This is a genomic window from Shewanella mesophila (assembly GCF_019457515.1).
Taxonomy (GTDB): Bacteria; Pseudomonadota; Gammaproteobacteria; order Enterobacterales; family Shewanellaceae; genus Shewanella; species Shewanella mesophila.
The window spans coordinates 1,711,194-1,730,918 of the sequence record NZ_CP080421.1 but is presented as its reverse complement, the minus strand read 5'-3'; the positions used below and the strand labels follow the sequence as shown (position 1 = coordinate 1,730,918).

The window sequence follows — 19,725 nt, the reverse complement described above, 5'->3', positions numbered from 1 at the left end:
CTTTACATCCGAAGACAGAAAAGCAATTTCGAATAACTCAACACCTGTGAGTGTCCACACAGATTACTTGATAAATTGTTAAAGAGCGTGATGCTTATTATAAGGAAAGTTTTTCACTTACCTTGCATCGCCGTAGACGTTCGTCGTTGGCTTGGGCTGCGTATTCTACGGATTACGCTTCTTGCGTCAACCCCTTTTGTTCAATTGTTTTATAAAACGCACTCAAACGATTAAATATCAAACAAACAGATTATCCAGTAAGCATTTTAGCGACTATTCACGCAATATAATGCCCACTCAAAGTGATTTTAGGTAAACTGGAACATCTGCTATCGAGTCTAAAACAACGGTTGCAGCGGCGATTGCCTCGTCGGTCACCGTTTTGCCCGTGCGAACCAATATACGAATGGGTACGCCTGCGGCTTGGGCGGCTAGCATATCGTCGCGTTTATCGCCGACCATGACAGACTGTGATAGATCGAGCTTGAGAAATTGTGCGGCGCTGTTTAGCATGCCTGGCTTGGGCTTACGACAATCACAATCGACCTTATATTCACCTATCCCCTTCTCACTATGATGCGGGCAATAATAGATGCCGTCGAGTTCAACGCCTTTATCAGCAAAATTCCAATCCATCCACTCGGTGAGAGTATGGAATTGATCTTCACTGTAAAGGCCTCTAGCGATGCCTGACTGATTAGTCACAACAGCAAGTTTATACCCCATCTGCTTTAACGCGGCGCAGGCTTCAAATACCCCTTCCACATATTCAAAGTCGTCAATTTGATGGACATAACCATGGTCAATATTAATGACACCATCTCTATCTAAGAATACAGCAGAATTCACAGGAAATACCCCTAATTAAAACAACGTAAAAAAATTTGCATTATTATCCCACCAGAATCTAAAAATTGCACCGCAGAATAATCAATTAAATTAAGCACAACCAGCACCGAATAAAATACACAATTATAGTAGCCTTATCATGTTTTAGATAAAGAGCCGTTTAGATGCCACAACGCTATGACCAACGCCGTAATACGTTGATAAACGCATTGCTGGCTATCAGCAAAAGGTGCTACTTCAATCGACGGGCACATTGCTGCAATGAAAGCATGTAAGCCTGCAGTAAACGAAGTAATATTGGCTGCGACCTTTAATGACGAGATCGCGAAACACGGTGCCATTGAGGTCGCCAGCCCCAATATCGTCGCATCAGGCAACAATACTTGCTGCATAACTACGAGAAAAACGGCTGCCAAACCCTGTCTGGGCAGATACTATTAATCATGCAGACACCGAGCTCAATCATTATGCGTCACACATCAGGCGCCGTTATCCAGTCAATGGAAAGTTTAGCGCCGCACAAGCAAGGGTTAGTCAAATCGTGCTTAATGCACTCAATAACGCTATTGCGCAGGTCAAGCCAGCGTGGAAAAGATGTATGAAACCTGCATGCGGGTGATGGCAGAGGGGCTGATAGAGATAGGCCTATAACAAGGTAGTATTGAAGAAGTCATGGCGTCTGAAAGTTATAAACGTTTCACGGTACATAAAACTGGCCATTGGCTTGGGATGGATGCCCACGATGTCGACCCATACCATGACGAAGCGGGTAACTGTCGGACCTTAACGGCTGGAATGATATTCACCATTGAGCCTAAGAACTATATTCCAGAAACCTTTAATGATCTGCCAGATGAATAATGTTGATTGAGCCGCTGATCCCGTTGCTGCCGCCCTTCTTCAAAAGAGCTAATTTTGCTGGGCGGCCGTATTAACTGCTTTACATTTATCGCTGGCGCTATAACCCTGGCGCTAACGTGCAATGCCGTTATGCGAAGCCAATATCCTAGCGACCCTTTGTTTCACTTCAGGTAACAGCTCGAGTTCAAACCAAGCGTGACGTTTTAACCAGATGTTGTTGCGGGGGCTAGGGTGTGGCAAAGCGATTAACGACTCACTATTATTGCGCCAGTCTCTCACGCGCTCGGTAACGGTTTGCTTATCGTTAAAATGATAATCTTGTGCATATTGCCCTATGACAATTGTCAGCTCCACATTTGTTAGATGCTCAAGTAGTGTCGCACGCCACTTTTGGGCGCAGGCTTTTATCGGTGGTTTGTCGCCACTTGTCCCTTTACCTGGGTAACAAAACGCCATTGGCAATATCGCAAACAGAGTCTCATCGTAAAACTGCTGATGACTCACCCCCAACCACTGGCGTAAGCGTTCACCACTGGCATCATCAAATGGGATGCCACTGCTATTGGCCACCGCTCCAGGGGCCTGCCCTGCAATGACTATTTTCGCATGTGGTGAGATTTGTATGATGGGTCTAGCCTCTTTAGGCAAGTGTGCGGCGCACATTCGGCAAGCTCTGAGGTCGCTCACTAACTGATCAATATCTTGTATCACCCTACCTAACCTTAACCCGCTAAAAATGAGACTAACCATTACAACCTACGGTTTTAAGCTTAACCTGAAAGCGGCCTAAGTTATACGATAAATTGAGATCGAAGAGCTAAGATAGACAGGCGAAATAGTGTAAATTCACCAGCCTATCTCACTCACCATCACACTTTTACCAGCCCTTAAACCTGCTATCAATGCGATTAGCAGGCGCTTCCAAGCTAATGAACACGTCCGATGACGATTCGTGTTCAGGCAGCAGAATTTTTAGCAACACCAAGCCTACAACAGGAAGTCTTTGGTCCATGTGCTGTGGTGGTTGAGTGTGAAGATCCAGCGCAAATGCAGACCTTAGCAGAGCAACTAGCGGGGCAACTAGCGGGGCAACTCACCGTGACGGTCATGGCACAGAACAGGAGTTGCCATCGGCCCTGTCACTGATTGAAGCGGTCAGTGATTGCTTTGAGCGTTTGATTTTCAATCAAATGCCCACGGGAGTTGAAGTATGTCATTCGATGGATCACGGCGGCCCCTACCCAGCAAGCACTGATGGCCGTAGCACCTCTGTTGGTAGCGCGGCAATCGCGCGATTCCAGCGCTCCATCTGCTATCAAAACATGCCCAAATCCTTATTACCGCCAGAGTTATCAGATGGCGCACCAAACCTAAAACGGTTCTAAAACACACATTTTATATAAGGGAAACCACGGTTTCCCTTTATTTATAGTGTTATAAGCGGTAATCTTATGCGGATCACATACAATCACGAAAGACATTATGGGAACTATGAGCCGAACAACACCTATCGTTCATAAAACACGCACCCAGGTTGTAGTAGAAGTCCTTAGAGAGAAAATTCTTTCCGGCGAAATCGCTGCAGGAGAGCCTCTTCGTCAGAGTGCATTGGCCGAAGCGTTAAATGTCAGTCGAATTCCAGTTAGAGAAGCCTTACTCCAACTAGAAGCTGAAGGTCTTGTTAAGTTTGAAGCCCACAAGGGAGCAACGGCGAGCGAATTGTCTGTTGATCAGGTAACTGAACTGTTTGAGTTACGTGCCCTCATCGAGACAGATCTGCTTGAAAAAGCCATTCCCAATCTTACCGAAGAGGTATTAGATCAGGCTGGAGGTTATCTCGACGAGTTAGAAGAAGCGTTCAAAAAAGAAGATGCGGTGAGCAGTTGGAGTGAACTTAATACTAAATTCCATACTTGTCTTTACCAAGCCGCCAATCGTCCGCATACGCTGGACGTTGTACATGGCCTAAACACAAACTGCGATCGTTATATTCGTCTGCAACTTTTGCTTGCTGGCGGCATACCTAAAGCGGCACAAGATCACAGAGAGATCCTCGCGTTCTGTCGCAGTAAAGAAACGGTTAAAGCCGTGGCTATCCTTAAGGCACACATATTACATGCAGCAGAGGCAATACGTACTCTGGTTGCACAACAAGTGGACTAGATCACAGTTGATCTGTTGACTTCTTGCTAGGCTTATTAGATTAGTTCGATAAGGCAGAGCGTTCGCTTCTGCCTTTATTATTTTTGAGAGAATATAAGATGCAGTACGCCACCATAACAGGTTGGGGAAAATGTGTTCCCCCCGCAACGCTTACAAATCATGACCTTGCGACATTTATCGATACATCTGACGAATGGATTAAGCCGCGTACAGGGATCAGTCAACGCCACATTAGTCATGTTAATACCTCTGAGCTCGCGTCAGTTGCCGCTAAACGCGCGCTTGCTGCAGCGGGTCTTGAAGGCAGCGATATTGATCTTATTATCTTAGCGACTGCTAGCCCAGATACCTTAATTCCTAATATCGCCTCTACCGTGCAGGCCAACATCGGCGCAAGCTGTGGTGCATTTGATATCAATGCCGCCTGTAGTGGTTTCCTCTATGGCCTTGGCCTAGCAAGTTCACAGATTAAATGCGGCCAATCTAAGCGCGTACTTGTGATTGGTGCAGAGCGCCTATCATTCTATCTCGACTGGTCTCGCCGTGAAACTGCGGTACTTTTCGGCGATGGTGCGGGTGCGGTTGTGGTTGAAGCGACCGACCAACCTGGCGGTGTTCTAGGCTATGAGCTTAACAATGATCCTGCTGGCCGTGAGATTCTTAAGGCTGGTTTCGGTACTGCGATGGACAGATTCAACGCTGCATCACTTGATTTCTTTATCGAATTCAATGGCCAAGAGATCTTTAAGCGTGCGATCTCTGGCATGGGTAAACTGAGTAAAACCGTACTTGAGAAATGTGGCGTTGATAAAGATGACGTCGACTGGGTTATTCCACATCAAGCTAATGAGCGTATCATCGATACCCTAATTAGCCGCATGAAGATCCCGAAAGAGAAAGCTGTGGTAAACATTGCTAACTACGGTAATACCTCTGCGGCTACTATCCCAATTGCGATTTGCGATGCGTTAGAAAAAGGGATGATCAAGCCTAATCAAACTATATTATCTTGTGCATTTGGTGCAGGGTTAACCTCTGCGGCAGTCTTGTTCAAATGGGGCGATCGCGTTACACCAATTAATGAATCTGATGCTGAGCTTCCACCTTGTGAGCAGACAGGGATTGAGTTAGTTGCTGGAGCCGTTAAGCATTTTTGTGGTTAACTCGTAGCGATAATTCATCCAAAAACGCCAGCAATTGCTGGCGTTTTTTATATCAATCTGAATCAATAATCGATCACCTTTATTAAGCAGGTATTATCTCATCCCAATAGATAGCTTGCTGAAAATACTTACCTAAGATTTTGTTAAATTTATCAAAACTCGAAATACTCAGCTCTTCTCCCGTAATACATGACCACACAAATCGATGGCAATTATTGTCAAACAGATCGTAGTTTCGGTATTGATAGATAGCCTGCTCTGCACGCGAAAGGACTTTAGGCGCAATGAGCGCGCGATGCTGATGATCACATGCCTGAAAAATTCGGCTGCCCGTGCGCCCAGCTAAAAAACGTTTAGAGGAGATAGGCCTGACTAAGCCGCTACCATGAAGCTCAACTAAGGCATCTTCCCCCAGCCAAATACCAGTATGTTCAATCACCCCAAATACAAAGCAACAGATGACAGCACCAGGCTCAGGCTTCACTTTTACCTCTCCTAAATGAAATACGCTAGGGGGTAGCGGTGATGCTCGCTTGTCATCGTGCGCCCTAGGAGCCTTGCCAAGCCGCCTATCTAAGGTTAATTTTTTCTGATTGCTACGCTCATCAGCAACCAATAACGCGCCCAACGCTGCACCACCCAACCAGATCAACGGTAATGCCATGTGTCACTCCATCTATCAGCCTGATCATTACCGCCAATAATGGCAGTTTGAAATAAAAGATAAACGAATAAAATGTAACCAACTCTATCGATTAGATTATTGCGTTAACATATTCAGCAAAACAACTCACTCACCTTAAGGTGTTTTGCATCCCCCTTGGCCGCTATCTGAGCAAGGAGTAGTTCACCACAGGCAAGCGCATCAATGAGCGCATTATGGGCGGCGTAGACAGGTAATCCGTAACGCGCTCGACAGGCGCCAAGTCGCAAGCTTCCCTCTTTGAGCACTTCGTGTTGACGCAGTAAGCGTTTTTTCTCCAGCGCTAAGGTATCGACGGCCATGAGTTTTACCTTCTCATGACTCATTTGTACCAGAGCAGTCTGCAAAAAGGCTAAATCTAACGGCGCATGATGGGCCACCAGCACCTTGCCCATGGTCTCGGTCAAGAACCACTGCATCATCTCATCCACTGTGATCGCTTGCTGTAAATGCACATCCAATATGCCATGAATCGTCGCACTCTGCCCTACGCTGCCATCGATCTGCACCAACTTATGATCCGCCTCGCTTAGAATAAGTTGGTTATGCCGAATCGGGACTATGCCAATACTCAAGATTTGATCGAACACTGGGTTAAGCCCTGTCATTTCGAGATCTACAGCCGCAAAGGATACATCACAGACAGGCTTACCAAGGGTCTCTATCAATGCTTGATGATAGCGTTTAAGCGTGGGATTTTGCGCTTTAAAGGCGCGCCAACATAAACGACTCTTGAGCAGTTGATGATTAAGCAAGTTAGAAACTCCGAGTAAACTTGAGCTTTATGCCAGCCTGAGCATCATGCACCACCTTAAACGCATCCCTCAGTTGATGCCGCACTAAGGACGAAAGGTGTTGCGGCATCAAATAATTACTCAACGGCTGGTTATGGGTAAATTGATAGCCTTGATTCGACAGACGCATATGGGCGATAAACTCATGGGCATCGGCAAGATTGAGCGCATCTTTACGGTTAATGATATTTTGCTCCATCAGTAATCGAATGCGTTTCGCGGTATTAACCTCTTTGATCCCCGCCGACAACGCATAGACCCGAGCAATATCATTGATCAGCGCATTGCCTTTATGCTTAAGATCGATCCCCTTCACTTCCTGACCATCACGCTCAAGGACAAACTTTTTGAAGAAACCCAGCGGTGGTGATACTTGCAGTGAATTCCCAGCCATGCCCGCTAAAAAGATATCGTTATCCTTAGTCGACTCAAGCACACTCGATTGCAAACTATCAAACAGACTCGACGGTCCGTACACGCTGCGCATATCAAAAAAGATACTGGCATGCATTAATGCTTTGGGCTCGGGGCGGACAACCCAGTTCTCAAACTTAGCTTGCCACTGCTTCAATGTCATTCGCCACTTAGGATTTTGCGCCATAATGTCGCCGGGGCAATAAACATAGCCACACTTATCAAGGCCGGCACACACAGCCTTAGTCAGTGCCTCAAAATAACCTTCGGCATATTCATCCATCTCATGCGCCAGTAATAAGCCATTATCTTGGTCGGAGCAGGCAGCTTGGTCTTGTCGACCCTGAGAGCCAAACGCCAACCAACAAAATGGCATAGGTGCTTCACCAAGAATTTGTTGATTAAGCACAATAAGTCGCCGCGTTAGCGCGTCAGTAACCGAGGTTAACACTCGACCTATCTCCTCGGCTCTGGCATCGGCACTGATCAGGTTTTGCAACAAGAGGGGGATCTGCTTACTCACACCAATAAGACTATCGAGGTTATTTTGGCGTTCAATCTCACCAATGAGCAACAGCGGCTGTGAGCTTTGACCACGTAAGATATCGGTACTGGTGATCACCCCAACGGCTTGATCATTGTCGATGATTGGCAGGTGATGAATATTATGCTGACTCATCAACAGCATGGCTTCGAATACCAAAGCGCTAGAGGCTAAGGTGGTTGGCGAGCGAGTCATGGCCTGATGAACCGGTAACTGGCCGTCTAATCCTTCGGCAAGCACCCGATTACGCAGATCTCTATCGGTTAAAATGCCGGCCAACTTATGATTATCTATGATAAGCACAGAAGAGACCCTAGCATCACGCATCATTCTCGACGCATCGGTCACCGTAGCATTAATATCTAAGGTCAATGGTTGTTTTGACATGAGACTGCTAACACGGTTTGTCGAACCAAGCTCTTTTGCTTTGAAGCGACTCTGATGCCGCAATCTCTTTGCAAAAGCACGATTAAAGAATCGGTCAAACTCACGGCTCTCGCTACGAAGCTGATTAAAGGTATCGGGATCGAGATGATAAACCAGCCCATCTTCTAAAATTTGCACCCGGTTACTCACTTTATCGCCAGAGAGTAACGACGGAAAGCCAAAAAAATCGCCGTCACCGAGTCTATCAATCAGATCGCCATCTTCGCTGCGTACCTCAAAAGCACCACTGCGAACAATATAGAGCTGCGGATGCGCCTCATCGAGGGGCACATACATAGAAGCCTTACCATAATAGCCAACGGTTAATGCACGGCAACACAGCTCAAGCCTTGTCGGCGACAAGCTATCAAATGGGGTTAACTGACTTAAAAACTGGGTGATCGGTTGTAACTCGCTAGCGTCCATAATCTGTCTCATGATTTAGCGATGATACTAGCACTATAGCCTTAGCAAGCAGCCACTTGCTATTCGACTAAAGGCCAGATGGCGCGCTATCACGCCCCTTTTTGGCGATTAAAAACAGGTCGACATCACCACGCTCAGGATAATCTTGACGATGCGACCACACAAGAATGAGACCATTGTCATGCAGTCGCTGAGTCAGTTCGTCGCCATCATGGTAATAGATAAATGCCTTGTCGCCACGACTGGAGGTTTGCATACAAGAAGCGGAGTAATCTCCCTCCATGGTACTGAGATACAAGACCCCAGTGTCTGTAAGGAGTGATGACATGGCGCCTATCATGGCGTTAACCTCCTCTTTATTAAGATAGGGAAAACAGAAACCACACACGATCGCATCGAACTTTCCTGACAGCTGGGCAACCGCCCTGCAATCCATCACCTCAAAATGGGCTTCGGGGTTATTACGACGTGCCAGCTCAACCATGTTAGGCGCTAAATCTGTGCCCAATAGGTCAATACTAGGCATTCGGTCTAATAGATAGCGACTAATATTGCCCGGACCACAGCCAATATCGAGAACCTTATCATGGGAAGAGATGCGGTCGCACAACGCGTTATAAGTGAGATGATATAGAGGCAAATTCATATACTTATCTTGATAAACTTGCGCCAGCTTATTAAAAGTATTAACGCTTATTTGATTATGATCCAATAGCTTAGCCTCAAAATTATTCTATCTCACTCTAATACACAAATCGGGTAAATATCAATCACCCTTCTATCCACACAGTCCTTCTATCCACACAGTTAAATAGTAAATAGCAAAAAGGAGCGCAAGCGCTCCTTTGTTACTAATCACGATATCTATATCGCTATATCAGCGTTTAGATGTCAGCATCTAGTGATCGTGAGCTTCACCCGCCCCCTTAGGGAAACGAATAGACTCAACCATATCAACCACATTTTGCGGTACTGCTGTTGTCACCTTACTCACAACAAATGCCACACCGAAGTTGATGATCATGCCCAACATACCAATCCCCTCTGGTGAAATACCAAGGAACCAGTTTGCAGGATTATTATCGGCAGGATTCACAAACTTGAAGTAAACAATATAGGCCGCTGTAAAGGCTAGACCCGTTACCATACCCGCAATCGCACCCTCTTTATTCATGGTTCTTGAGAAGATCCCCATGATAATCGCTGGGAACAGTGATGACGCTGCTAAACCAAAGGCAATCGCTACTACTGCAGCCACAAACCCAGGAGGATGAATACCAAAGTAACCAGCCATCACAATACCTAATGCCGCCGCGATACGAGCATACATCAACTCTTTCTTGTCAGAGATATCAGGCATAAAGTTTTTCTTCAGTAGATCGTGTGATACCGAAGTTGAGATAACCAACAACAAACCAGCCGAGGTTGACAGCGCCGCCGCTAAACCACCTGCTGCCACTAACGCAATCACCCAAGCAGGAAGATTAGCAATTTCAGGGGTCGCAAGTACCATGATATCGCGGTCAATCTTCATCTCATTGGTGTCGCCTTTAGCATAGTAAATCTTGCCATCGGCATTCTTATCGTCCCACTTAATTAGACCCGTCTTTTCCCAGTTCTTAATCCACTCAGGCGCCGTTTCATAAGCAACACCAGTAGACTCTGGGCCATTAATGGTTTCAATCATATTTACACGAGAGAACGCAGCCAGAGCAGGAATAGTGGTATACATGATAGCGATAAATACTAATGCCCAACCTGCAGAGATACGCGCATCTTTCACTCTAGGTACAGTGAAGAAACGCACAATAACGTGAGGCAGACCAGCAGTACCAAACATCAGTGCGCCAGTAATAAAGAAGACATCAATCATGCTCTTTGAGCCTTCGGTATACTGGGAGAAGCCCAGCTCAGCCGATAGACCATCGAGTTTATCGAGTAAATAGACCCCAGTCCCATTGCCTGCGGCATCGACCAATTCAGCGCCAAAGCCAAGCTGAGGTATGATGTGACCTGTCATCATCACAGAGATAAAGATAGCTGGCACCATGAAAGCGAAGATCAGTACGCAGTATTGCGCCACCTGAGTGTAAGTGATCCCTTTCATGCCACCGAGTACGGCGTAGAAGAACACCACGGCCATACCGATATAAACACCGGTTTCGACATCCACTTCTAAGAAGCGCGAGAACACCACGCCCACACCACGCATCTGACCTGCTATATAGGTAAAGCAGATAAAGATAGCGCAGATAACCGCAACCGTACGCGCCGCTTGTGAGTAGTAACGGTCACCAATAAAGTCAGGCACGGTGAATTTACCGAACTTACGCAAGTAAGGCGCCATACATAGGGCGAGCAACACATAGCCGCCGGTCCAACCCATAAGGTAAACCGAACCATCATATCCCACGAACGAGACGATACCCGCCAGAGAGATAAATGATGCCGCAGACATCCAGTCAGCCGCAGTTGCCATACCGTTCATCACAGGGTGTACACCACCGCCTGCAACATAGAATTCTTTAGTCGAACCAGCACGAGACCAAATGGCGATACCGATATACAACGCAAAGGTAAAGCCGACAATAAGATAGGTTAAAGTTTGCACATCCATACTCGTTACTCCTTAATCTTCTTGAACGTTATATTTTTTATCTAACGCATTAGCTTTCGCCACGTAGACAAATATAAGTGCAACGAATACGTACATTGCCCCTTGTTGAGCGAACCAGAAGCCTAACTTGAAGCCCATAAAATGGATTTCATTGAGTACATCAACCAGTAAAATGCCACAGCCAAATGATACTGCGGCCCATATTGCTAGCAGTCCAAGAACTAAGCGTAAATTCTCACGCCAGTAACCCTCTGCCTTTTCGTTATTTTCAAAAGCCATTGCGACTCCCCTGTGCTGATTATTATTAAGTCATCGATTAATCTAGCAAGCAGGGATATAACAACAATCGCGACCTTAGTCTAACGCCAACGTAAACCTTTCAGAGAAACCTAAATTAACAATTTAAAAACAAATAGATACTAGTTTACGCGCACGTAAAGCATCAATTTTATCAAACGCTTACATTAGACTAAGGTCGAGCTAAAATGTAAACAAAATGTACAAAAAAACAGTCCTAATGCGGTTTAGATTATTAACTCTAGAGTGGATTTCAGGTGCAGTGCATAGGTGGATGCAGGCCTTCGAATGAAGGTGTTGGCATTTTTAGCTTGTAACATTTGGCTGAATTGGTTTTTGGTATGGCTGATGGTAGCGTTAACTTATATTGTTATGAATTGCTTGCCGCAGGTGAAGTGCATGGATGCGAAAATGTCGTGATCACAGAATGTGAAAGAGCGACCTCTTCGTGCAGGTACTTCTGTGACACGCCGCAAGTACATTCCCTGTAGGCTCTGCCGTGACATCCATGTCACGAAAGGTCACAGCCGCACCTACACCGAGTTATCTATTTCTTCGATTTGACCTTGTGAGAAGCTTTTGGACAAAAGAGGGTTTACCTTCGAATGAAGGTGTTGGCATTTTTGGCTTATAACATTTGGCTGAATTGGTTTTTGGTATGGCTGATGGTAGCGTTAACCTTCATTGTTTTGAATCGCTTGCAGCAGGCCTCATGTGCAAACACATTTGTGACGCGCTACGAGCACTTCCATGTGAGCTCTACCTCGGCGTCCATGCCTCGGAAGGTCACAACTGTGTTCACACCGAGTTTTCTATCTCTTCGATTTGACCTTACTGGTACCTCTTGGGCAATCACAAGTTAACTCATTTCTGGACAAAAGTTTGTTGGCCTTCGAATGAAGGTTGGCATTTTTGTGGTTTAACATTTGGCTGAATTAGTGTTGGTAGAGTGTCTTTGAAATTTGTATCTTTACTGTAATTAATCGCCTGTCCGGCGAGGAATGTGCAGATACTGCTGCTACACGCCGTGAATCCATCCGTGGAGGCTCGACGATGGCATCCCTGCCATCAACGTCCGCAGCCGCATCTACACAGGGTCATTTTGTCTCTTCGATTTAGCTTTATTTTGTATCCACAGGACTGTCAATGGTGAATCATTTTTGGACAAAAATGTGTTTTGGAAAATCAAACATTAGCAAATGACTAATAACTTCAGGTATGACAAATAGCTAAACCTGATAGAAAACTGCCACCAAAAAGCAAAAGACAAGACCTGACCCTATCGGTTTTTACTCTGAAATATGCAACCACATTGACTTAAATTATTTTATATGAATCAGATGTATAGTAAGCTACAAAAAATTACAACAGATGAAACGGAAGCATGTCAGAGGATACCCCCACTAGCCCTAGCAGCTACAAGACAATCTTTTTTGTAAGCGTAATCACATGCTTAATTTTCTGTATTGCGCTACTGACATTACTTGTATGCTTGCCATCTCCATCATTACTATCTTACCTTGGTTATGCCGACTCCGTTGCGCTTGCTAATGCTGATAATATCAATGACCCGTTTACTTCACATATTGTTGGCGAATTAGTTAAAAGTGGGACATTGATTAGCCTGAAAGATGTGTGGTCATTTCAAACAGGCTTCTATCAAACAATAATTACTTTTCTTATTGCCATTAACGGTTTGATCGCCGCTATATCAGTGATTTACATCAAAAGCACATCAGAAGAAAAAGCCGAAGAAATCACAAAAAAGTATATGCATAGTGACACTTTCAATCACGTGCTCAATTCAAAGGTTGAAAATGAGGCGGAGCTGCGACTACGAGTTGTACAAAGTGAATTAGAAACTACTGTTTCTGAGTATGAAGCGTCAGTAAGGACTGTAGGTGGTGCTTTTGATCGCTTGCAACTCTTAGAAACAGAAAACCAAAGCTTACGCCAACAAATAAAAATCATTTCAGAACGTGTTGCTCAGTTAGATATGACCGAAGCTGAAGACAAAGAAACCCTACTTGTCAAAAAGGAACAATAGATGGCATTTGTTAGAAAATCTGGTAGAAAAACTCAAGCGGATACTGAATTTGAAGATTTGTCTACACCTGAACATCTAATAACCCTTGCTGAAAGTAAGGGACTAGAGACTGACCCTGTCAATGTATCTGAATTGGCCAGACACCTAGGGATTGCCGTTAGATATGAGCCAATGCAAGATGAAGAATCAGGCTCACTAAAGAAAGAGAAAAAGTCAGGTAGTTGGGTTATGACTGTTAACTCACTACACCATCCACATAGACAAAGATTTACGATAGCCCACGAAATTGCACACCGCATACGCCATGCTGCTAACAGTGATTGCTTTGAAGATAAAACTTTCTTTAGAAATGGGGATACAAACTGGATGGAGGCCGAGGCCAATAATTTCGCGGCATCACTATTGATGCCAAAAGATGCCTTCGAGAATTTTATTGCAAACGTATCCTCAAAGGTTGAAGATGTTGCTATGCACTTCCAAGTGTCATCTCATGCCGTTCGAATTAGAGCCAAGGTTCTTGGCTATGACGGACATAATCTATGAGTGAATTTGTCTATTTTCCGATCATAAAGACGAGAGATGGCGAACTTCGATGTTTTGAACACATCAATGATGATGATTTTTCAAAGATTTTGCCAATCTATGAACTAACCAAATCGAGAAAAACGAAAAAAGCACCTGATGGCGATATATATCGTCGTATGTCGAAAATTGCCGAAATTCAAAAGAAACGACCATTTATACTTGATTTGAGTACAGACGAAAATTACACCAATCCTCAAATTGAACAATTATTGTCAGAACATAATGGCTTTAAAGAGTGGCAGTATTTTCTATTTGATCTTCATAGTGATTTGAATATCGTTCCTATGGTTCATTTGTATGAAGATGATAACGGTAAGTTCGAAGATGTTGAAGAATTCGTAAGAAGTACTTCTGTTAGGACGGATTTTCTAGCGGTTAGATTACCATATGACTTAAGTGACAAAGAAGTTGAGTATTACCTAACACCCATAGTAAATAACCTAAGCGAAAATTGTAAACTCTACGTTATTTTAGATGCTGAATTTGTAAGAAATAAACCCATTCAAGATGTAGTAGATGCTTTCCTTGATGCGTGTTCAGGTACGAAGCCATTCGAAGATAAAATCGAAGCCGTTGTTATGCTCTGCTCTAGTTTCCCATCGAATGTCGCTCAAACTGGTGGTGAAGATATTGCAGGTGAGTTTAGGATCTGTGAAGAAGATATCTATCAGGGTATTAGTGAAGAGTTCCCAATCAAATATGGTGACTACGTTTCAATTAACACAGAGCAAATTGAAATGAAAGGCGGCACTTTTGTCCCTAGGGTTGATATTGCATCTTTAAATGGAAAATCATTCACTTATAAGAGGTATCGTAGAAATAATGGTGGGTATGTAAGAGCCGCAAAGCACACCGTTATAGATACAACATCATATAAACCGCTTGGTGTTTGGGCTGATGAAGAGATTCAAGCGGCAGCAAATGATAATCCATCAGGTATCAGCCCTGCATTTTGGATATCAGTTCGCATGAACTACTACATTAAAAGCCGAATTTTACTTAGAGAGTCAGGTGACTCTTCGCTTTAGTGATGACGGGGCTTTCTTTGTAATTGTGTATATATCATCCGACGTCAAATGAAGAGTGGCTTCTTGTTTCAATAGTTTTGAGGCCACTCCATACCTTTCATTAAAATCGTTTCTTGATAACTGTCTTAATGAATCTAAAGTATTGTTTTTTGATACGTACTCGCATAACTCATGCTTCGATCTTAAATTGCTTCCTTTCGATAGCGCACTCAACTTTTGAACACTTAGCGCACTGGATAACACTCTTTTATCGTGTCGTTTGAACTGTTTTGATTGGCGAACATGAGTAATTGTACCTCTTTCGACCAGTAAGATGCCTACATCTCTTGAAATCGTTGCTCGTACTTCAGCCAAATTGCTTGGTTCACACACAACAAAGCAAAAATCAAAAAACTTTTTATAGCTTTCAATTTGATAACTCAATCTAGATACAGTGTCACGAGAACCTTTAATTTCAAAGGCAGTTAAGTAGCCATCATCCAGCAATGCTAGATCCGCTCGTCTTTCACCAAATTGAAATGAAAATTCAGAACCAACAACAAAATTTTCATACTTTTCTAGAAAGTACCTTACTATTAGTTTTTTAATTTCTAGCTCTGTCATCTATGCCACTTAACTGTATATACAAACAGCATTATCGTATATCACTTGCCTATCAGCAAGCATATTATTGACACCCTATTAATTAGTATTTTTCCCGAACTTCGGGGTCAGGTCTTGTCTTTTGACTCTTATTACTTTTTGTATATCAAAGTTGATTGAGTACGATTGTGTAATTTGGAGGCGTAACTCACTTTGGGGCAAAACCTTCTTAGCTTTTTACTCGCCACTCATACCAAATGAAGCTAAATCGAAGAGAGAAAATAACCTAGTGTAGATGCAGCTGAGGGTATCGAAAACATGGATGTTTTCGTTAAGCGGCCAAGGATGGCGCAAAGCGTCCCGAAGCAGTATCTGCACATGAGCCTGCCGCAGGCAATTAACTCCCATTGAAGGTACGACCTTCAGCTCACTTAACCCATTCCCACCCAGCCAAATGCTACATAAGCTAATCCAGAAAATGCCAAACCTTCATTCCAAGGCCACCAAACTTTGGGGCAAAAGCACGTTAGCTTTTTACTCGCCACTCACACCAAATGAAGCTAAATCGCAGAGATAAAATCACCTAGTGTAAGCGCGGTTTTGGCCCTTGGTGGCAGGGATGCCGCCGTGGAGCGTATAGGGACATATTCACAGCGAGCCAAAAGAGTGCTTGCACATTCCTCGCCGGACAGGCGATTAGTAACAGTGAAGGTGTGACCTTCAAATACACTTAACAAATAAGATGCTGCCAAACGCAACTAAGGCTAATCCAAAAAATGCCATACCTTCATTCCAAGGCCTACACACTTTGGGGCAAAAGCTTCTTAGCCTTTAACTCATTAGTCGTATCAAATGAAGTCCAATCGAAGAAGCGTTAGAGATAGGTGTAAGCACGGTTTTGGCCTTCGAAATCATGGCCGAAAATGTTCCAGACATTTTTCGGCATTCCCTCCGTCCTTGGAGGTCAGATGATTTCGCAGAGCCCACATGGAAGTGCTCACAACGATATCCCTATCTAAAAGCCAGTTCGGCAATCCCTGCCTCTCGTTCGTAAGCACGAAGCTACGCTTCACTCACCGAGCCAAAAGAGCGCTTGCACATACGTCGTTCCCTCACATCTGACCCATAGGGATATGGGAAATATCAGTGTGGTGTAGGGAACATCACTGACCCTGTGATCACGACATTGGTGCTTCCATGCACTGCACCCGCCGGACAGGCAATAAGTATCAACTATTCAAGTGAGGAAAGATATTTCAGCAGCGCCGACAACTCATCGGCAGAATGGGTTTTAGAGGTCACCAGATACTTACCATTAACCAATAGTGAAGGCACGCCGCGAATACCAGCCAGCTGCGCCTGAGTATCATAGTTAGATAGGGCTAACTTGCTATCAGCCGATGCAATCGCCTGATCGATTTCTGCTTTAGCAACACCTTGCTCAACAAAAAACTGTATCAACTCATCTTGGCGAGTAAAGGCGCCTTTTCCTTCGTGAATACGCTTAAACAGATTACCGTGCGCCTGAGAGGTAACTTTAAATCTTTGCGCAAGATAATAGGCTTCTTGACTCAACTGCCAACTTGGGCGGCCAGCCCCTACAGGCGTGCGCTCAAAATCCACACTGGCATCAAGCTTTGCCATCGTCGCACTAAATAACCCATCTTGGCGATAACAGTGGGGGCAATTGTATGAGAAAAACTCACGCACCACAGGCTTATTTGCCTCTGGAATACCGGCAACCTTAATGTAATCCCGTCCTTCAATAAACTGCGTTTGCGCCGCTAATTGAGTGGCAAAAAACGCCGTCAATGCCAATGTGATAAACCGTATTGTTTGGGTTAGTTTTTTCATATTTCACTCTTTTACAAAATAGATATTAACAAATAGCGCTTAGCAATCGATCCGCTAAAACGCGCTCAACAAGACTCGAGCATTTCAAATAGATCCTGATGGCGATATTGATAGCCAAGCTGCTGACAAATGAGCGAGCCGTCGACCACTTTATCCTCGCTATCATCGCCCGATGAGGTAAATTCAGGTTCAACTAAACCTAACATTGCCGCTGCGCGCTGATAAAACGCCGCCTTACATGGATGATCCGGTGAACAGATATTATAAGCAGGTGCCAATTGCCCTTTATGGGTAAGTATAGCCATGACGCCGCCGACACAATCATCAAGATGAGTCATGTTGACCGATAGCATTGCGCCAGTTAAGCCCGTTTTACCCGCAAGAAAACGCCCAGGATGACGCTTAGGCCCCATCAATCCCGCAAATCGAACAATAACAGCGCCTCTAAACATGGCTTCGGCCTGCAGCAGTATCTCACTGGTATCGTTGTGCGCGATGGCATCCGCCTCATATTGCACCTTACCATTAGCGGGATAGACGCCTGTGGTGCTAATAAAGAGAATGCGCTGATAGAGATGATCGCCCATCAGCGTACGAAGATGTTCAAGCCGTGCAAGATAGCCATTGTCACCACGGCGAAGTCCAGGGGGAATATTAATAACTATCGCATCGGCGTGAAGTTTAGCTAATTGGTCACTGTCGAGCGGCTGCTGAGCATCGAGATCTAATACAAATCCATCGATGCCCAGCTCTTTCAGTGCTAAGGCTTGTGCTGCTTCTCGTTTTGAACCACTAACAGAAAAGCCTCTATCGACCAAAGCTTGTGCTAAAGGTAAGCCAAACCAACCGCATCCAACTAGGGCAACAGAATGAATCATAGGAGTTTCTTTACAAACGGATAGTCAGTCTAAAATACCTTAATAGGCGCGCTCATAAAAGGCTGTTATTGCATTCCACTGAAATAAAAACTAATCCCGTTATCGACCTGCAATACCTTCAAGGCACCCTCTTTAAGCTCCTCTATTTTTAATACGCTCTCAACAAACACCTCTTCTTGCATAAGAAAGCGCAAACCAGGTTCACCGCCGTCACTATTACAAGCCCAAACTTGAGGCTGCTTAACCGATGAGGTGGTCATCATCACTTTACCGACGCAGCCATCGGAAAGTTGCACTAAAGTCCCTGGCGGATAGATCCCAAGCAGCTTCACTAACACTGAAATTAAGGTCTCTGAATGTTTGCCGGCATGGTTTTTAAACAAGTACCCTAGTGCGACTTGAGGCGAACGACTAACATCGCTCCAAAGTTGGTCATCATAATCATTGGCTAGGCTCACTAGCTGAGTACTAATAGGAATTTTCTTCTCGGTGAGTCCATCGGGAAACCCAGAACCATCGATAAACTCATGGTGATGCAACACGATATTGAGCACGGCCTTATTAAATAACCCTGTCTTAGACAGCATGTCATTACCAAAATTAGGGTGCATCTTTAAAAAATTGGCTTCAGATGGCGTTAATGGCGTGTTCTTACGTCGAATGCTTTCGGGCACCCTTAGTTTGCCAATATCGTGAAATAGACACCCTAAGGCGATATCACGCATATCTGACTTTGACATTTCCATCGCTTTGGCGATCATCAATGAGATCACCGCCACCGATATACCATGTTGAGTCACACTGTTATCTGACTCCCCCGCAGAAACAAGCGCGAGATGTGGATGTTTGAACTCATACATATGTTCAAGTAAGTTCTCGACCAAGGTCGCCGCTTCTCGATAGGCTCCCTCAGGATCGCTGGCTATTTTACTAAACATAGAACGACTATCGTTAAGACAGTCGATGAAACGCTTTTGACTTAATCGCAGCGATTTACGCACTTGTAGCTTGGCTTCAGTCACGGGATCAGCAACCACCTCTTCCACTTGAGCTTGGCTAACTTCTTCGCTCTCTTCCTCTTCGATCAATTCATTGCCAGAGAGCACAATGACATAGGGCACACCTAAGCTTTTAATCAGCTCAATCTGTGCTTCCTCTTCAATCTTTATGCGATTTAATAAGAACGGATGGTTCTTCCAAGACAAGGGGAGCTTGACCGTAAGGCCAATTTGCAATTTCGAGAGTGGTATTTGGATCGGCTTTTCTTTCGCCACGCGAAGTAACTCCATTATGAACCCACGTTTTATGATTATTTATCGATTGTGAGTCAAACTGGCACATAACAACATAATAGATGAAAACCAGCTTAACTTTAATAACATAACTATAGTCAATAGCAACTCAAATTGTACAAATTGCCATAAAATTGACAATAGATTTCGAATTTGGCACAGATTTTACACGGTCATTACTGAGGCGCATGAACTGCCCTTT

At 44.5% G+C, this 19,725-nt stretch carries 23 protein-coding genes; 10 read left to right on the top strand and 13 right to left on the bottom strand.

Translation table 11 applies throughout. From position 1 onward, the window contains the following. Positions 1–297 precede the first annotated feature (297 nt). Positions 298–849: a D-glycero-beta-D-manno-heptose 1,7-bisphosphate 7-phosphatase gene (gene gmhB, locus K0I73_RS07535; protein WP_220063866.1), complete on the bottom strand. Its 552-nt coding sequence runs from the start codon at positions 847–849 to the stop codon at positions 298–300. Between the two features lie 137 nt (positions 850–986). Beyond that, positions 987–1,190 (bottom strand): hypothetical protein, encoded by a 204-nt coding sequence (locus K0I73_RS07530; RefSeq protein WP_220064471.1) that lies wholly within the window; start codon positions 1,188–1,190, stop codon positions 987–989. Here K0I73_RS07530 and K0I73_RS19125 point away from each other — a divergent pair. Genes K0I73_RS19125 through K0I73_RS19120 form a run of 3 tightly spaced genes read left to right on the top strand, consistent with a single transcriptional unit; the run spans position 1,111 to position 1,710 of the window. Continuing rightward, positions 1,111–1,290, top strand: coding sequence for a hypothetical protein (locus tag K0I73_RS19125; RefSeq protein WP_258405320.1), 180 nt, complete (start codon positions 1,111–1,113; stop codon positions 1,288–1,290). The genes K0I73_RS07530 and K0I73_RS19125 overlap by 80 nt on opposite strands. Beyond that, positions 1,259–1,468: a M24 family metallopeptidase gene (locus tag K0I73_RS19250; protein ID WP_350355339.1), complete on the top strand. Its 210-nt coding sequence runs from the start codon at positions 1,259–1,261 to the stop codon at positions 1,466–1,468. Before K0I73_RS19125 ends, K0I73_RS19250 begins: the two co-directional genes overlap by 32 nt. A gap of 53 nt (positions 1,469–1,521) precedes the next feature. After that, positions 1,522–1,710: a M24 family metallopeptidase gene (locus K0I73_RS19120; protein ID WP_258405319.1), complete on the top strand. Its 189-nt coding sequence runs from the start codon at positions 1,522–1,524 to the stop codon at positions 1,708–1,710. Between the two features lie 111 nt (positions 1,711–1,821). Here K0I73_RS19120 and K0I73_RS07520 read toward each other — a convergent pair whose 3' ends face one another. After that, positions 1,822–2,373, bottom strand: coding sequence for a uracil-DNA glycosylase family protein (locus K0I73_RS07520; RefSeq protein ID WP_434086719.1), 552 nt, complete (start codon positions 2,371–2,373; stop codon positions 1,822–1,824). A 279-nt stretch (positions 2,374–2,652) separates the two neighbouring features. On the opposite strand from K0I73_RS07520, the gene K0I73_RS19245 reads away from it, so the two are divergent. From K0I73_RS19245 to K0I73_RS07500, 4 genes are all read left to right on the top strand, one after another. Continuing rightward, positions 2,653–2,856 (top strand): hypothetical protein, encoded by a 204-nt coding sequence (locus K0I73_RS19245; RefSeq protein ID WP_220063864.1) that lies wholly within the window; start codon positions 2,653–2,655, stop codon positions 2,854–2,856. Further along, positions 2,835–3,095: a hypothetical protein gene (locus K0I73_RS19240; RefSeq protein WP_220063863.1), complete on the top strand. Its 261-nt coding sequence runs from the start codon at positions 2,835–2,837 to the stop codon at positions 3,093–3,095. The genes K0I73_RS19245 and K0I73_RS19240 overlap by 22 nt, the downstream gene beginning before the upstream one ends. A gap of 106 nt (positions 3,096–3,201) precedes the next feature. Then, complete coding sequence (locus K0I73_RS07505) at positions 3,202–3,873, top strand: GntR family transcriptional regulator (RefSeq protein ID WP_220063862.1); 672 nt, start codon at positions 3,202–3,204, stop codon at positions 3,871–3,873. Positions 3,874–3,971: 98 nt separating this feature from the next. Next, positions 3,972–5,036, top strand: a complete 1,065-nt coding sequence (locus tag K0I73_RS07500; protein ID WP_220063861.1) for a ketoacyl-ACP synthase III — start codon at positions 3,972–3,974, stop codon at positions 5,034–5,036. An 82-nt stretch (positions 5,037–5,118) separates the two neighbouring features. Here the strand turns inward: K0I73_RS07500 and K0I73_RS07495 are convergent, their stop codons facing one another. The 6 genes from K0I73_RS07495 to K0I73_RS07470 form a co-directional block, all read right to left on the bottom strand. After that, the gene (locus K0I73_RS07495; protein ID WP_220063860.1) at positions 5,119–5,700 is read right to left on the bottom strand and encodes a lecithin retinol acyltransferase family protein; all 582 of its coding nucleotides are present in this window, start codon (positions 5,698–5,700) and stop codon (positions 5,119–5,121) included. Positions 5,701–5,813: 113 nt separating this feature from the next. Beyond that, positions 5,814–6,494, bottom strand: coding sequence for an exonuclease domain-containing protein (locus K0I73_RS07490; protein WP_220063859.1), 681 nt, complete (start codon positions 6,492–6,494; stop codon positions 5,814–5,816). Between the two features lies 1 nt (position 6,495). Continuing rightward, positions 6,496–8,343, bottom strand: coding sequence for a DUF294 nucleotidyltransferase-like domain-containing protein (locus tag K0I73_RS07485; RefSeq protein WP_220064301.1), 1,848 nt, complete (start codon positions 8,341–8,343; stop codon positions 6,496–6,498). A 67-nt stretch (positions 8,344–8,410) separates the two neighbouring features. Beyond that, a complete protein-coding gene (locus K0I73_RS07480; protein WP_220063858.1) occupies positions 8,411–9,055 on the bottom strand; it encodes a class I SAM-dependent methyltransferase in 645 nt (214 codons plus the stop codon). 186 nt (positions 9,056–9,241) lie between these two features. Then, positions 9,242–10,960 (bottom strand): sodium:solute symporter family protein, encoded by a 1,719-nt coding sequence (locus tag K0I73_RS07475; RefSeq protein WP_220063857.1) that lies wholly within the window; start codon positions 10,958–10,960, stop codon positions 9,242–9,244. A 12-nt stretch (positions 10,961–10,972) separates the two neighbouring features. Beyond that, positions 10,973–11,239 (bottom strand): DUF4212 domain-containing protein, encoded by a 267-nt coding sequence (locus K0I73_RS07470; protein WP_220063856.1) that lies wholly within the window; start codon positions 11,237–11,239, stop codon positions 10,973–10,975. A 1,402-nt stretch (positions 11,240–12,641) separates the two neighbouring features. On the opposite strand from K0I73_RS07470, the gene K0I73_RS07465 reads away from it, so the two are divergent. The 3 genes from K0I73_RS07465 to K0I73_RS07455 are packed head-to-tail and all read left to right on the top strand — an operon-like array spanning position 12,642 to position 14,917. Beyond that, positions 12,642–13,304: a hypothetical protein gene (locus tag K0I73_RS07465; RefSeq protein ID WP_220063855.1), complete on the top strand. Its 663-nt coding sequence runs from the start codon at positions 12,642–12,644 to the stop codon at positions 13,302–13,304. Beyond that, positions 13,305–13,847 (top strand): ImmA/IrrE family metallo-endopeptidase, encoded by a 543-nt coding sequence (locus K0I73_RS07460; RefSeq protein WP_220063854.1) that lies wholly within the window; start codon positions 13,305–13,307, stop codon positions 13,845–13,847. It begins immediately after the preceding gene. After that, entirely contained in the window at positions 13,844–14,917 is a 1,074-nt protein-coding gene (locus tag K0I73_RS07455; RefSeq protein ID WP_220063853.1) for a beta family protein, read from the top strand. Before K0I73_RS07460 ends, K0I73_RS07455 begins: the two co-directional genes overlap by 4 nt. Here the strand turns inward: K0I73_RS07455 and K0I73_RS07450 are convergent. The 4 genes from K0I73_RS07450 to K0I73_RS07435 all read right to left on the bottom strand — a co-directional run bounded on the left by K0I73_RS07450 (position 14,897) and on the right by K0I73_RS07435 (position 19,505). Then, positions 14,897–15,520, bottom strand: a complete 624-nt coding sequence (locus K0I73_RS07450; protein ID WP_220063852.1) for a sce7726 family protein — start codon at positions 15,518–15,520, stop codon at positions 14,897–14,899. The genes K0I73_RS07455 and K0I73_RS07450 overlap by 21 nt on opposite strands. A 1,212-nt stretch (positions 15,521–16,732) precedes the next feature. After that, positions 16,733–17,353, bottom strand: coding sequence for a thiol:disulfide interchange protein DsbA/DsbL (locus tag K0I73_RS07445; protein ID WP_220063851.1), 621 nt, complete (start codon positions 17,351–17,353; stop codon positions 16,733–16,735). A gap of 65 nt (positions 17,354–17,418) precedes the next feature. Beyond that, positions 17,419–18,231: a Rossmann-fold NAD(P)-binding domain-containing protein gene (locus tag K0I73_RS07440; protein ID WP_220063850.1), complete on the bottom strand. Its 813-nt coding sequence runs from the start codon at positions 18,229–18,231 to the stop codon at positions 17,419–17,421. A 65-nt stretch (positions 18,232–18,296) separates the two neighbouring features. Next, on the bottom strand, positions 18,297–19,505 hold the full coding sequence (locus K0I73_RS07435) for an HD-GYP domain-containing protein (RefSeq protein ID WP_434086718.1): 1,209 nt from the start codon (positions 19,503–19,505) through the stop codon (positions 18,297–18,299). Between the last annotated feature and the right edge of the window lie 220 nt (positions 19,506–19,725).

What these genes read in the sequence shown, in the direction of transcription:
- K0I73_RS19125 (WP_258405320.1), top strand. Translation starts at nt 1,111, where the DNA reads ATGAAAGCATGTAAGCCTGCAGTAAACGAAGTAATATTGGCTGCGACC.
- K0I73_RS07530 (WP_220064471.1), bottom strand. Translation starts at nt 1,190, where the DNA reads ATGGCACCGTGTTTCGCGATCTCGTCATTAAAGGTCGCAGCCAATATT.
- K0I73_RS19120 (WP_258405319.1), top strand. Translation starts at nt 1,522, where the DNA reads ATGGCGTCTGAAAGTTATAAACGTTTCACGGTACATAAAACTGGCCAT.
- K0I73_RS07520 (WP_434086719.1), bottom strand. Translation starts at nt 2,373, where the DNA reads ATGTGCGCCGCACACTTGCCTAAAGAGGCTAGACCCATCATACAAATC.
- K0I73_RS19245 (WP_220063864.1), top strand. Translation starts at nt 2,653, where the DNA reads ATGACGATTCGTGTTCAGGCAGCAGAATTTTTAGCAACACCAAGCCTA.
- K0I73_RS07505 (WP_220063862.1), top strand. Translation starts at nt 3,202, where the DNA reads ATGAGCCGAACAACACCTATCGTTCATAAAACACGCACCCAGGTTGTA.
- K0I73_RS07500 (WP_220063861.1), top strand. Translation starts at nt 3,972, where the DNA reads ATGCAGTACGCCACCATAACAGGTTGGGGAAAATGTGTTCCCCCCGCA.
- K0I73_RS07495 (WP_220063860.1), bottom strand. Translation starts at nt 5,700, where the DNA reads ATGGCATTACCGTTGATCTGGTTGGGTGGTGCAGCGTTGGGCGCGTTA.
- K0I73_RS07485 (WP_220064301.1), bottom strand. Translation starts at nt 8,343, where the DNA reads ATGGACGCTAGCGAGTTACAACCGATCACCCAGTTTTTAAGTCAGTTA.
- K0I73_RS07475 (WP_220063857.1), bottom strand. Translation starts at nt 10,960, where the DNA reads ATGGATGTGCAAACTTTAACCTATCTTATTGTCGGCTTTACCTTTGCG.
- K0I73_RS07470 (WP_220063856.1), bottom strand. Translation starts at nt 11,239, where the DNA reads ATGGCTTTTGAAAATAACGAAAAGGCAGAGGGTTACTGGCGTGAGAAT.
- K0I73_RS07465 (WP_220063855.1), top strand. Translation starts at nt 12,642, where the DNA reads ATGTCAGAGGATACCCCCACTAGCCCTAGCAGCTACAAGACAATCTTT.
- K0I73_RS07460 (WP_220063854.1), top strand. Translation starts at nt 13,305, where the DNA reads ATGGCATTTGTTAGAAAATCTGGTAGAAAAACTCAAGCGGATACTGAA.
- K0I73_RS07455 (WP_220063853.1), top strand. Translation starts at nt 13,844, where the DNA reads ATGAGTGAATTTGTCTATTTTCCGATCATAAAGACGAGAGATGGCGAA.
- K0I73_RS07450 (WP_220063852.1), bottom strand. Translation starts at nt 15,520, where the DNA reads ATGACAGAGCTAGAAATTAAAAAACTAATAGTAAGGTACTTTCTAGAA.
- K0I73_RS07445 (WP_220063851.1), bottom strand. Translation starts at nt 17,353, where the DNA reads ATGAAAAAACTAACCCAAACAATACGGTTTATCACATTGGCATTGACG.
- K0I73_RS07440 (WP_220063850.1), bottom strand. Translation starts at nt 18,231, where the DNA reads ATGATTCATTCTGTTGCCCTAGTTGGATGCGGTTGGTTTGGCTTACCT.